The following is a 12,524-nucleotide window of genomic DNA, read 5'->3' as shown; positions in this document are numbered from 1 at the left end:
GGTGGGGAAGGGGTGACTGAGGATATTTTTTGCACCGACACCGGGTTACGCCATCGGCGGAAAAGTAAAGTGCACCTAACCGTCAAGCTCGAACTCGTCGAGCATCCTGTATCGCGCGCGGATTTGAAGAGCCTCTTGGCGCAGTTCCTCCCGTGAGGTGAACAGTGTCGACGGATTCAGCGACTTCGCTTCCAGAATACGAGCTCGCAACAACTCGTCTTGCACGGTTGCGGTCCCTGCCTTGGAAAGTTCGCGCAAAGCGCCATCAAAGTCCCTTTGATTCAGCATGATTCTGGCCTCGATGTTATGCGGTTTGAAGCGCTTATCGTGAGCCTGGAGAAAGTCACTGTCGGCACGGGCGGTATGAACGTCATTGGCACCAGCAGCCGCGATAGCGCGCAACCGGCGTACGATGAGGGGGGACGAACCCGCACCTTGCTGCAAGCGCTGGGTCAAGAGAGCTTGCGCGCCGGCATAGTCCTGATCTCGTCTCATCATGATGGTTGCGTTGCGTAGGTCGACAGTTGCCTCTTGCCACGGCAATGAGGAGAGCGTCCGGATCTCCTTCTCCGCCTCCTGAAACGAACCTTGGGCAATCAACATCCCGATACGGACGTTCAGCAAGACAGGGTTGCGACCAATATGTCGCGCCTCTTCCTGCACTAGCCTGTGGAGTTCCGTCCACATGCCAAGATGCTGAAAGCACGAAGCCAGTTCACCGACCACCCGGTGCATATACTTGCGCACCTTACGTGCTTCTAAGAGGAGGGGGATCGCTCCGCGAGTATCCGCTTTGTGAATGCGCAGGTAGAATGCTCGCAAATAGAAACGAGCCCGATAACCTTTGCTGTCCAAAAAATTCAGAAGCTTTTCAGCGCCCACTGCATCGGACAGCCGTGTCTGGGCGCGAACCACATAAGATAGTATCTCTTCTCTCGTTGTCTCGTCCATGCCCATATGCATGGCCGGCAACCCCCAGGACACGACCTGGCGCAGTGCTTCCGGGTTGTCGTGATTGCGATCGTAGGTATCTCTTATTATTTCTTGCAGTGTTGACGGAAGTATTATCGACCTGAACTCTGTCGGCAGGGTGCCGCCCTCAATGGCGGCCATATAGGCGAGCGCGTCGACGAGCTCCAGACTGATCTCTTCTCTCGTTTTAGCGCTCTCCCAAGTTCTTTTTAGCGTGCTTGAAAAGGCCGTCATAAGGTCCTTTGATCCGTATCCATGTAGTCGCCTGAAGAGCGCCCGGACAGGTGACGAGATTGCATAGTTAGATCCGGTGACCTCGACCAAGCAGGCCAGAATGAGTTCGGACAGGGTCTCAGCGAAAGCCTTTCCTGCTATGTTGTGCCGAAGCAGAAGTATTTCCTTGAGAAGGTCGCCTTGTAATTGCGGGACCCAGCTTAGGACAGATAGTGTGTCTTTCTGCAGATCGTCCAAATTTTCAAAGTTCAGGCTCTCGCTCAGAACATCCTCTTGAAGGGCAAACAGGTCGGAAGGGTCGTTGTCGATAACCGCGACACCTTTCCTAGCGATCAACGCTGCAGTGGATTTCGCAATACCGGGATGGCCGCCAATAGAGCGTATGACTTCGGCGCTCGGCAAATCGGGCTTTGCTCCGAGGGCGGTCGCAGAACCTACCATCAAGGTCTTAGTATCCGTGTCCGAGATCGGGGGCACTTGAAGCTGATATAAGTTCGGGTGGTTACGAGCCTCATTGTCGTGGACGAGCCTATTGGTTACCACCACTAGCTTCGTAGACTCCTGCTCCAGACGCCGAAATAGAACAGGCGCCCAAGCCTTAAGATACCCACGATCCTCATAAATTCCGTTTCCGGTTATCAAAGTAACGGCTTGCCCAAGACTCCCAAAGTGCGAAAGCTTAACCGCCACCTCCTCGGCTTGGTCGGCAATGGGCGCAGCGGCGAACCCGGTCACATCCTTTTCCAGTTCGGCGTGGGATACACCGTTTTCCAACTCTTGCCGAAGTGCTCGATATATATCCACAAGATCAGCGAACTGTGGAAGGGGGAGTTCGGGTCCGAAGCTCAAAGTAGGCGACGCAGGATAAGTTTCAACGAGAAACTTTCTAGCAAAAGTTCGGCGCCCAATCCCCCCGTTGCCCGCGAAAATGGTGATGTTAGGGGTGTTTTCGGTGGCAACGATGATACGCGCGATGTCTGCCCGTGCTTGGTCGATGAGCCCGCCGCGGCCGTAAACCTGACTGCCGGGTAGCTCGGCTAGCGGTCCGGAAATCAGAGCGCGCCGAATATACCGTGCAATGTCACGAGCACCAGTCCCTATACTACCCACCCAGTACTCCTGCATCCAGGAAGGCAGGTCTCTGTGGTTCAGATCTCGGTCGAGAAAGATCACCAAAAACCGGGTTTGGGGCTTTTTGATTTTAGCTATTTTTGTCCGATCGATCTCAAAATCAACCCAACAAGATTTCAGCGACTTCTTCGAGACAAAGAATACGAACATGCTGGATTCAGCGGTTCGCTCCTCCATGGCCGAAACCAAGTTTTCGCCATTCTTGAAACTCACTGGGTAGAAGTAGGCCAGCCCGTCTGGGAGGAGGTTATGAACTTGCTCCACCATGCGCTCGTCGCTTCCGTGCAGTGATAGAAACACGGTAGGCAGCTTCATAACAGTATCCTTTTGCTGGCAAACTCGGTCGTGAGGCCTCCCCCAAACGCGAGATGTATCGGATCTTCGACCTAGACAGTACTGGATAACTAGGTCGAAATGCTCCAAACGGGTAAAGCTAAGCGAGACACGTGTCCAACGATCTTTGACACGGTCACCCATTAGGCGTCGGCCATCCTCATCACCGCGTTCCGAAATAACTGATCGAACGAAACCTCAGCTTCAAAAAGGGACGTTCTCCGTCCGCTTTGTTTTCCTGATGCCTGATAGATGACTGACAGATCCCCGTCCCCAAAGTCCGATCTTGCGACACAATAAGCCCATCACGTGGATCGGTCATCCGTTTCGCTGCGGATAACCGATCCCCGATGAAGATTGATCGGGCGGACAGAGATCCTGGGATCGCTTGAACAGGTACGCTCGTTCATGATTCACAAGGGCGTCGGCGGGTACTGTGGTAACGGTTGGATCACTACAGAAACCCACTGCGGCACACTCGATGTCCGATTTCAGGGAAACGGCCGGACCGTCTCAACGTCGACTTCAGGCGCAAAGCGGCCGTCCACGGTAGAGTTTAGGCGTCTCACTCGGTCATTCGGGCCGCAGCAACTAACCGATGCCCACACCCCCTCACCCATAACACCCCCGCTCCACCGCCAGCCTCTTCACCAACGCCAGCACCCCATCGATCGCCGGCGTCGGCTTGCCCGTCAGTCGCCCAAGCTCCTGCACGGCGCCTACCAGCGCGTCGATCTCCATGGGCCTGCCGCGTTCCAGGTCCTGCAACATCGAGGTCTTGTGCTCGCCGACGTCGCCGGCGCCCTTGATGCGGCGGTCGACGTCTATGGGGAAGCGCACGCCGAGGCTTTCGCCGATCGCTTGCGCTTCCAGCATCATGGCGCGGGCGAGCATGCGGGTGCCCTCGTCGGCGACGATCGCGGCAAGCGTCGAGCCGGTCAGCGCCGAGATCGGGTTGAAGGAGAGATTGCCCCACAGTTTTATCCAGATCTCTGCGCGTATGTCGTCGCGCACCGGCGCCTGCAGCCCGGCCTTGACCATCTCCCCGGCCAGGAGCGTGACCCTTTCGCTCTTCTCGCCCGAGGGTTCGCCGAGCGAGAAGCGTTTTCCTTCGACATGGCGGATCAGGCCGGGCGCATCGACCTCGACGGCGGGGTAGACCACCGAACCGATGACACGCCGCGGGCCGAGCCGGTCCCAGATCGTGCCGCCGGGGTCGACCTGCTGCAGTCTGGTGCCTTCGAGCGCGCCGCAGTTTTTGTGGAAATACCACCAGGGAACGCCGTTCTGCATGGTGACGACCGCTGTGTGGTCCCCAAGCAGCGGGGCAATCTGGTCGAGCGCGGGCGCGACGGAATGCGCCTTCAGCGCCAGCACGACGTAGTCCTGCGTGCCGAGCTCTTCCGCCTTGGCGGCGGCCTTGACGGGGACGGTCGTTTCCCGCCCGTCCTCCATCAGGCGCAGGCCATTGGCCTTGATCGCGTCGAGATGCGCGCCGCGGGCGACGATCGACAGCTCGGTGCGGCCGGCGATGGCCAGCTTGGCCGCGACATAGCCGCCGATGGCGCCGGCGCCGAAAATGGTGATCTTCATGATCAGAGCCCGAGCTTGGCGGCGAGCCCGATGCGCTGCAGCTTGCCGGTCGCCCCTTTGGGGATCTCCTCCAGGATCAGCACCTTGCGCGGCACCTTGAAGTCGGCGAGCCGCATCGCGGCGTGGGCGCGGATATCGCCCTCGCTGGCGCTCATGCCTTCGCGCAGCACCACGGCCGCCGCCACCTCCTCGCCGAGCTTGTCATGCGGCATGGCGAAGGTGACGACCTGCGCCACCGCCGGATGGTCCATCAGCACATTGTCGACCTCGAGCGGCGAGATCTTCTCGCCGCCGCGATTTATGATCTCCTTCAGCCGGCCGGTGACCCTGAGATAGCCGTCATCGTCGAGCACGCCCTGGTCGCCGGTGTGGAACCAGCCATGCGCGAAGGCCGTGGCGTTGGCGTCCGGGTTCTTCTCGTAGCCTGAGGTGACATTGGGGCCGCGAATGACGATCTCGCCCGTTTCGCCGGCCTGCATCAGCCGGCCGTCCGGCGCCATCACGGCGACTTCGGGTCCGCCGGCCGCACCGACGCTGCCCGGCTTGCGCAGGCCGGGCGGCAGCCGGTTCGACGCCATCTGGTGCGCGGCCTCGGTCATCCCGTAGGATTCGATGACCGGGCAGCCGAAAGTCGCCTCGAGTTCGGCCATCACCTGCGCCGGCAGCGAAGCCGAGGACGAGCGGATGAAGCGCAGGCGTGCCGCCGCCAATGCTTCCGGGTTGCGCGCCGCGCGCGCCAAGATCGCCTGGTGCATGGTCGGCACCGCCGTGTACCAGCTCGGCTTCGCGTCGCTCAGCCACTGGAAGAAGCGCAGCGCGTTGAAGCCTGGCGTGCAGTAGATGCTGCCGCTCGATGCCAGCGACGACAGCACCGCCGCGATCAGCCCATGGATATGGAACAGCGGCATGATGTTGAGGCAGCGATCATCCGCCGTCAGGCCGAGCGTCGCGCCGATATGGCGGGCGGAGGCCGCGACATTGGCATGGCTGAGCGGCACCAGCTTGGGGCGTGACGTCGTGCCCGACGTGTGCAGCAGAAGCGCGATGTCACCGTCCCGGGCCATGGCGGGAGCCGCTTGCGATCCGACCGCCGCGCCCTCGATGGTGAAGCTGCCGGCCGGCGCGTCTGGCGGCACGACAAGCCGCAGCACGCCAATGCCGAGGCGCTCGGCCACAGTCACGGCAGGGCCAGTCTCGTTCTCGGCGACCAGGATCGCCTTGGCGCCGATGTCGGTCAGGTAGAAATCGAGCTCGTCCGCCCGGTAGGCGGGGTTGAGCGGCGCCGTCGAGGCTGTGGCGGCGACAGCGATGAAAGCCGTCGCCATCTCCGGCCCGTTGGGCAGCACGATCGCCACCCGGTCGCCTCGGCCGATGCCGCGTGCATGGAGCTGCGTGGCGGTGGTGGCGATCAGCGCGCGCAGCCTGCCATGGGTCAGCGTCGGCCTGTCGGGCGCCAGGATCGCCGGCGCGTCGTCGGCGCCGGCGACGAGGCGGTGGGAAAGGTCTGTGTGGATTTGGGTCATGGTCACCAGCTATGTTTCAAGACTATGGCTTGCGAAAGTCCATCTGATGTCAGCGCCGCCCCTCATTGCCCTGCCGGGCATTTCTCCCCGTATAGGGACGGGGAGAAAGGGGCAGTTTCGGTCTCGGCGCCTGTTCAGCGTGGGCGATTGGCGAACTGTCGATGACAGTGTCCCCTCTCCCCGTCACTATACGGGGAGAGGATGCCGGCAGGCAGGTGAGGGGCAGCGCCCGCGCCCGGTAGTTCCTCAATACCCCAGCGCCATCCCGTCCTTGCGCGGATCGGATGCCCCCGTCAGCGTTCCCTTTTCCCAGTCGATCAGCACCGCCTGGCCGCCGCCGAGCGGATGGTGCGGCTCGGTGATGGCGTGGCCGCGCCGCCGCAGGCCTTCGACCGCCTCGGCGGGCACGTTGCGCTCCGCCTCCACCATACCGTCATTGTAGAACACGCGCGGCGCGTCGAGCGCTTGCTGCGGGTCCATGCCGAAATCGATCATGTTGGTCAGCAGATGGACATGGCCGAAGGGCTGGTAGCCGCCGCCCATGACGCCGAACGGCATCACCACGCGGCCGTTTTTGGTCGCCATGCCGGGCATGATCGTGTGCATCGGCCGCTTGCTGGGCGCGATGGCGTTGGGGTGGGCCGGATCGAGGCGGAAGCTCGAGCCGCGGTTCTGCAGCACGACGCCGGTCTTGGGACCGACGACGCCGCTGCCGAACGAATAATAGGTCGAGTTGATGAAGGAGACCGCGCTGCGGTCGCGGTCGACGATCGAGATATAGACCGTGTCGCTGCCCGGCAGCTGCACGTCGGGCAAATGGGTCATGGCGCGCTCGCGGTCGATCTCGGCGCGCAGCCGGTCGGCATAGGCGGCCGAGAGAAGCTGCCTCACCGGCACCGGGACATGGTCCTGGTCGCCGACGAAACGGTCGCGGTCGCGATAGGCCAGCCGCCCGGCCTCGATCTCCAGGTGCAGGCGCTCGGCGCCGTTAGGGTCGAGCCCACCGAGCTTGAAGCCCGACAGCACGTTCAGCATCAAAAGCGCCGTCAGCCCCTGGTTGTTCGGCGGCATCTGGTGGATCTCGTGGCCGCCATAGCTGACGCTCACCGGCGCCACATAGTCGCCCCTGGTCGCGGCGAAATCGTCCGCCGTGTGCAGCCCGCCCAGCTCCTTGAGCCGGCGCACCATGTCGTCGGCGACCGCGCCTTCGTAGAACCCGGCGCGGCCCTGTTTGGCGATCACCCGCAAGGTCGCGGCCAGCTCCGGCTGCCTGTGCACGTCGCCGGCCTTCGGCGCCATGCCGCCCGGCAGGAAGATGCGCGCGGCATGCTCGTCGGCGGAAAGATCGGTTTCGGGTTCGGCCCAGTCGAAGGCGACGCGGTCGTGCACGACATAGCCGTTCTCGGCGTAGTGGATCGCCGGCGCCAGCACCTCGGCCAAGCCCTTGCTGCCATGGTCCTCCAGCAGCCGGCACCAGGCGTCGATGGCGCCCGGCACGGTCACCGCATGCGGCCCCTGTTTGGGAAGCTCGCTAAAACCCTTGTCGCGATACCAGTCGACGGTCGCGGCCGCCGGCGCACGCCCCGAGCCGTTGAAAGCCAGCACTTCGCTTTGCCCCTTGGGGCAGTAGAGGACAAAGCAATCGCCGCCTATCCCCGTCGATTGCGGCTCGACCACGCCCTGCACGGCGGCGGCGCAGATGGCGGCATCCATGGCATTGCCGCCGGCGCGCAGTATCTCGATGGCCGCAAGCGTCGAGAGCGGATGCGATGTCGCGGCAATCGCTTCCGTGGCACGAACCGGCGAGCGGCCGGGAAACTGGAAATCACGCATCTGGTCTGGGTATCCCCCGGTGTCTTGAAGAAAATGGGCACTTGAAGCGAATGGGTCCGATGAAATCAATGCCGGCGGCCGAAGATCTGCGCCAGCGATAACAGCAGGACAGACAGCGCGATCAGGCAGGTCGAGATGGCGGCGATGGTCGGGTCGATCTGGTCGCGCAGCGCGTTGAACATGCGGCGTGTCAGTGTCGTGGTCTCCCCGCCCGAGATGAACAGCGAGACGACAACTTCGTCGAAGGAGGTGATGAAGGCAAACAGCGCACCCGAGACGATCGAGAAGCGGATCTGCGGCATCGTCACTTGCCAGAAGGCGGCGATGCGCCCCGCACCCAGGCTGCGCGCCACCCGCTCCTGGTTCATGTCGTAGGAGCGCAGGCCCGACAGCACCGTCAGCACCACCAGCGGCAGCGCCTGCACCGTATGCGCGATGACCAGGCCGATCAGCGTGTTGTTGAGGCCGATGCGCGCATAGAGGAAGAAGGTGCCGATGCCGACCAGGATCACCGGGATGATCAGCGACGCCGTCAGCAGCGCGTTGATGGTGCCGTTGAAGCGCAGCGTGCCCCGGTTGATAGCATAGGCGGCGGCAGTGCCGAGCGGCGTCGCCACCAGCGCGGTCATGACCGCGACCTTCACCGACACGATGGTGGCGTCGCGCCATTCCAGCGACTGGAAATAGCTTTCATACCAGCGCAGCGACCATTGCCGCGGCGGGAACTGCAGCAGCGTCGAATCCGAGAACGACATGATGACGATGATGACCGACGGCGCGATCAGGAACAACAGCACGAGGCCGCCGAAGGCGTAGAGCCACAGCCGTTGCCGATGCGAGATCGGCAATCCGATATCTTCACTCATCGCGAACTCCATACGCCGGTGGCGCGCGCGCCGAGCAGCCACTGGAACAGGCCGAGAAGCGCCAGCGTGACCACCAGCAGCACCACGCCGAGTGCCGCACCGGCGCCCCAGTTGGAATAGAGGCTGGTGGTCTGTTCCATGCGCATCGCCCACATCACCACCTTGCCGCCACCCATCAGCGCCGGCGTCACGAAGAAACCGAGGCACAGCACGAAGACGATGACCACGCCGGAGGCGAGGCCCGGCACCGACAGCGGAAAGAAGATCTGCCGGAAGGTGGCGGCCGGGCCGGCGCCGAGGTTCATGCCGGCGCGCAGGCAGTCGGTGTCGATCGTCTTCATCGAGGCATAGAGCGGCAAAACCAGAAACGGCAGCAATATGTGCGTCATGCCGATGACGACGCCCGAAAAATTGTTGGCCAGCGACAGCGGCTGGCTGATCACGCCGAGATCGATGAGCCAGCTGTTGATCAGGCCCTTGCGCTGCAGGATCACCAGCCAGGCATAGGTGCGCACCAGCACCGACGTCCAGAACGGCAGGATGACGAAGATCAGGCAGATCGATGCGGCCCGGCGCGGCAGCTGCGACAACATGTAGGCCAGGGGATAGCCTGTTAGCACGCAGGCGCCGGTGACGATGAAGGCGACCTCGAAGGTGGTGATGAAGGTCCTGATGTAGGAGGCCTGCTCGAAGAAACGCGCATAGTTGGCGGCGCTCAAGGCGCCGGTCTCGTCGAACAGCGACAGCCAGAACAGCCAGCCGATCGGCACGATGATGATCGCGCAGACAAGGAACAGGCTCGGCGCCAGCAGCGCCAGCAGCCGCAATGACTCGCGCCGCGCATCGGCGCGCAGGGCCTGCGCGTTCAGGTCCTGCCCTGCCGGGCGGGCGGTCTCCGTCACGAAGGCGGACTGCGCGCTCATCCCTCGGCCGCCACCAGGATCGTGTCCTTCGCATCGAGGCCGAGCGTGATCGGCTGGCCCGGCGCCGGCAGCCTTGCCAGCACGTCGCTGCGGCAATAGTCGCGCAGCGTCAGCTGGCGGCCGTCGCGCAGGCTGGCATAGCAGACAAAACTGTCGCCCTGGTAGATGATGTCGCTGACCGTCGCATCGAGCACATTGACGCCGGTCGACGGGTCGGATGCCGTGACCAGCCGCAGCTTCTCCGGTCGCACCACCATCAGATGCGGACCGGCCGGCGGCGTCGGTGCGCCGGTCTGGATCAGCCTGTCCTCATACCAGACCGAGCCATTGCGGCTTTCGACCGGGATGAAGTTCGATTCGCCGATGAAGCCGGCTACGAATTGCGTCTTCGGCGCGGCATAAAGCGTTTCGGGCCTGTCGAGCTGTTCGATGCGGCCACCGTTCATCACCGCGATACGGTCCGACATGGTGATGGCTTCGCGCTGGTCGTGCGTGACATAGACCGTGGTCATGCCGAGACGGCGATGAAGCGCACGCAATTCGATCTGCATATGCTCGCGCAGGCCCTTGTCGAGCGCCGACAGCGGTTCGTCCATCAAGACGATGCGCGGCTCGAAGACGATGGCGCGCGCCAGGGCCACGCGCTGGCGCTGGCCGCCGGAAAGCTGGTCCACCCGGCGCTCGCCCAGGCCATGCAGCTTCACCAACTCCAGCGCCTTCTCCACCCGCTGCGCTGTCTCTGTCACACCGACGCCGCGCTGCTTCAGCGGAAAGGCGATGTTGTGGAAGACGTTCATATGCGGAAACAGCGCATAGTTCTGGAACACCATGCCGATATTGCGCCGGTGCGGCGGCGTGGTGATGATCTCGTCGCCGCCGACCTTGATCGATCCGCCATTGGCTCGCACGAAACCGGCCAGGATCATCAGCAGCGTCGTCTTCCCCGAGCCCGAAGGCCCAAGCAGCGTCAGGAACTCGCCGGCCTCGACATCGAGGTTCAGGTCGCGCAGCACCGGCACGCTGCCAAATCGTTTCTCGATCGCGCGCATGCCGATCGGCAGCGCGGATGGTGCAATGGACAAGATCGTTATCTCCGAGGCAGAGACTGAAGCAGCGGGGCGGCGCTGGTGCCGTCCCGCAATGTCAGGATTCCGGCTATTGCTGGATCAGGTTGTTGAACTTTTCCGTCGCCTCGACGAGGTTGTCGCGCCAGAATTCGGCATCCTGCAACACCTGCTTCTTGACGTTTTCGGGCGCCGAGTTGATGTCCTTGATCCGCTCCGGCGGGATCTTGCCGGTCTCGAAGGCCTTCTCGTTCACCGGCCCATTGTCGACATAGAGCGGCAGGTTGGCCTGCAGTTGCGGGCTGACGAACATGGCCAGCGCCTTCATCGCCGCGTCCTTGTTCTTGGCGCCCTTGGGGATGACCATGCAATCGGCGGTGAGCACGCCCTGGTCGAAGGAGAAGCTGACCGGCGCGCCTTCCTTCTTCAAAGTGCCGGCGCGGCCGTTCCAGATGCTCGCCATGTCGACTTCGCCATCCTTCACCAGTTGCATGGCCTGGGCGCCGGAGGTCCACCAGGCATCGACATGGCCGCGGATCTTGTCGACCGATTTCAGCGCGCCGTCGATGTCGACGGGATAGACCTTGTCGATCGGCAGGCCGGAGGCGAGCGCTGCGACGCTCAGCGTCTCCGTCGCCTGGCTGCTGCTCAGCGCGCGCCGTCCCGGAAACTTTTCCACGTTCCAGAAGTCGGCCCATGTCTTCGGGCCCTTGTCGCCGAAGACATCGGTCCGATAGATCAGCACGACGGACGTGTAGGAAATGCCGACCCAATCGTCATGCACCAGCCTGGGGTTGATGCCGCTCTTGTCGATGATGCCGTAATCCAGCTTTTCGAACAGCCCCTCCTTCGAGCCGCGCGCGCATTCGTCGGCGCCGAGTTCGGTGATGTCCCATTTTACCGCATTGCCGGTCACCTGCAGGCGCACGTCATCGAGGCCGTTGGTCGTGTCTTCCTTGATGGTGATGCCGAGCGCATCGGCGGTCGGCTTGAAGAAGGCCTTGGTCTGGGCCTCCTGATAGGTGCCGCCCCATGAGGCGACGGTGATCGTGTCGGCGGCGACGGCGGGCACTGCCACGGAGGCAATGAGCCCGGCTGTCGCTAGAGTTCTAAAGCTGGTGGTCCTGTTCATTTCGGTTCTCCGACCGGTGTTCCCGTTTGTTTTTGATTTGGCATGCGATTTTGTATACAATTTAGAATGTAGCCGAGAGATCGGTGTTGTCAACTGCGGCGGGCGCGATCGGTTGGGCGGTAGGGACGACGCCGCGGGGCGTGGCAAATTACGCCGACTGCGACTACAAACGAGGCGATGTCCGGCTAAAGCGGCCGGAGAACTGGAAACGGAACTTGGCCAAGGAACCAAAAAACACGCTGCGCGACTCGGTCTATTCCGCGCTCAAGGCGATGATCGTGACCGGCCAGATTCCGCCGGGTTCACGCGTCACCGAAAGCGACATCGCGGCGAAACTCAATGTCAGCCGCACCCCCGTGCGCGAAGCCTTCAATCGCCTGGAGCGCGACGGGCTGGTCACCGGCCGGCCGCGCCAGGGCTATGCCGTCACCGAGTTCGACATCAACATGTTCCGCGAGGCCTTCGCCATCCGCGAACTGCTCGACGGTCATGCGACGGAATTGGCGGCGGCCGCCGCGACCGAGAAGGACAAGGCGCGGCTGCGCGCCATGCTGGCCGAATGCGAGCGGCTGGCCGCCATTCCCGACCGCACGACGCGGGAAAAATTCCAGGAGCTGGAGGTCGGCATCGATCTCCACCGCGTCATTGCCGAGATCAGCGGCAATGTCATGCTGCATGGCATGCTGTGCGGCATCCTCGACAAGTGCCAGCACTATGTCTGGACCGAACTCTTGTGGCTCGATGAATGGAAGATCGCCCGCGACGAACACGCCGAGATCGTCGAGGCGATCTGCGCAAACGATGTCAGCCGCGCCGGCGCCCTGGCCCGCGCGCATGTGCGCGGTTCGCGCGAGAACGTGCTGCGCCTGCTGCAGGCGAAATCGGATTATCAGAGCTTCCTGGCCAAGGCGTCCTGAGCG

The 12,524-nt window shown here is 62.8% G+C and carries 9 protein-coding genes; 1 reads left to right on the top strand and 8 read right to left on the bottom strand.

Annotated features, from left to right (window positions below; all coding sequences use genetic code 11):
* Window positions 1–75: 75 nt before the first annotated feature.
* From LB555_RS14100 to LB555_RS14065, 8 genes are all read right to left on the bottom strand, one after another.
* Window positions 76–2,652 carry a toll/interleukin-1 receptor domain-containing protein gene (locus tag LB555_RS14100; protein ID WP_224597731.1) on the bottom strand — a complete coding sequence of 859 codons (2,577 nt, stop codon included), beginning with the start codon at window positions 2,650–2,652 and terminating at the stop codon, window positions 76–78.
* 630 nt (window positions 2,653–3,282) lie between these two features.
* Window positions 3,283–4,263 carry a 2-dehydropantoate 2-reductase gene (locus tag LB555_RS14095; protein ID WP_224683094.1) on the bottom strand — a complete coding sequence of 327 codons (981 nt, stop codon included), beginning with the start codon at window positions 4,261–4,263 and terminating at the stop codon, window positions 3,283–3,285.
* A gap of 2 nt (window positions 4,264–4,265) precedes the next feature.
* Entirely contained in the window at window positions 4,266–5,786 is a 1,521-nt protein-coding gene (locus LB555_RS14090) for an acyl--CoA ligase (protein WP_224683105.1), read from the bottom strand.
* 246 nt (window positions 5,787–6,032) lie between these two features.
* Entirely contained in the window at window positions 6,033–7,619 is a 1,587-nt protein-coding gene (gene ggt / locus LB555_RS14085) for a gamma-glutamyltransferase (RefSeq protein ID WP_224683093.1), read from the bottom strand.
* A 65-nt stretch (window positions 7,620–7,684) separates the two neighbouring features.
* Entirely contained in the window at window positions 7,685–8,485 is an 801-nt protein-coding gene (locus tag LB555_RS14080; protein ID WP_140620552.1) for an ABC transporter permease, read from the bottom strand.
* Window positions 8,482–9,408: an ABC transporter permease gene (locus LB555_RS14075; protein ID WP_140620554.1), complete on the bottom strand. Its 927-nt coding sequence runs from the start codon at window positions 9,406–9,408 to the stop codon at window positions 8,482–8,484. Before LB555_RS14075 ends, LB555_RS14080 begins: the two co-directional genes overlap by 4 nt.
* A complete protein-coding gene (locus tag LB555_RS14070; protein ID WP_140620556.1) occupies window positions 9,405–10,490 on the bottom strand; it encodes an ABC transporter ATP-binding protein in 1,086 nt (361 codons plus the stop codon). The genes LB555_RS14075 and LB555_RS14070 overlap by 4 nt, the downstream gene beginning before the upstream one ends.
* 73 nt (window positions 10,491–10,563) lie before the next feature.
* Window positions 10,564–11,604: an ABC transporter substrate-binding protein gene (locus LB555_RS14065; RefSeq protein ID WP_224683092.1), complete on the bottom strand. Its 1,041-nt coding sequence runs from the start codon at window positions 11,602–11,604 to the stop codon at window positions 10,564–10,566.
* Between the two features lie 215 nt (window positions 11,605–11,819).
* On the opposite strand from LB555_RS14065, the gene LB555_RS14060 reads away from it, so the two are divergent.
* On the top strand, window positions 11,820–12,521 hold the full coding sequence (locus LB555_RS14060) for a GntR family transcriptional regulator (protein ID WP_181171410.1): 702 nt from the start codon (window positions 11,820–11,822) through the stop codon (window positions 12,519–12,521).
* Window positions 12,522–12,524: the final 3 nt, after the last annotated feature.

Origin of the sequence: Mesorhizobium sp. BR-1-1-10 (genome assembly GCF_020165595.1) — a bacterium.
GTDB lineage: Bacteria > Pseudomonadota > Alphaproteobacteria > Rhizobiales > Rhizobiaceae > Mesorhizobium > Mesorhizobium australicum.
This window is presented reverse-complemented; position numbering and strand designations above follow the sequence as displayed.

Bases quoted from the DNA above. Each gene is read 5' to 3' on its own strand.
- LB555_RS14100 (WP_224597731.1), bottom strand. From the start codon at position 2,652: ATGAAGCTGCCTACCGTGTTTCTATCACTGCACGGAAGCGACGAGCGC.
- LB555_RS14095 (WP_224683094.1), bottom strand. From the start codon at position 4,263: ATGAAGATCACCATTTTCGGCGCCGGCGCCATCGGCGGCTATGTCGCG.
- LB555_RS14090 (WP_224683105.1), bottom strand. From the start codon at position 5,786: ATGACCCAAATCCACACAGACCTTTCCCACCGCCTCGTCGCCGGCGCC.
- ggt (WP_224683093.1), bottom strand. From the start codon at position 7,619: ATGCGTGATTTCCAGTTTCCCGGCCGCTCGCCGGTTCGTGCCACGGAA.
- LB555_RS14080 (WP_140620552.1), bottom strand. From the start codon at position 8,485: ATGAGTGAAGATATCGGATTGCCGATCTCGCATCGGCAACGGCTGTGG.
- LB555_RS14075 (WP_140620554.1), bottom strand. From the start codon at position 9,408: ATGAGCGCGCAGTCCGCCTTCGTGACGGAGACCGCCCGCCCGGCAGGG.
- LB555_RS14065 (WP_224683092.1), bottom strand. From the start codon at position 11,604: ATGAACAGGACCACCAGCTTTAGAACTCTAGCGACAGCCGGGCTCATT.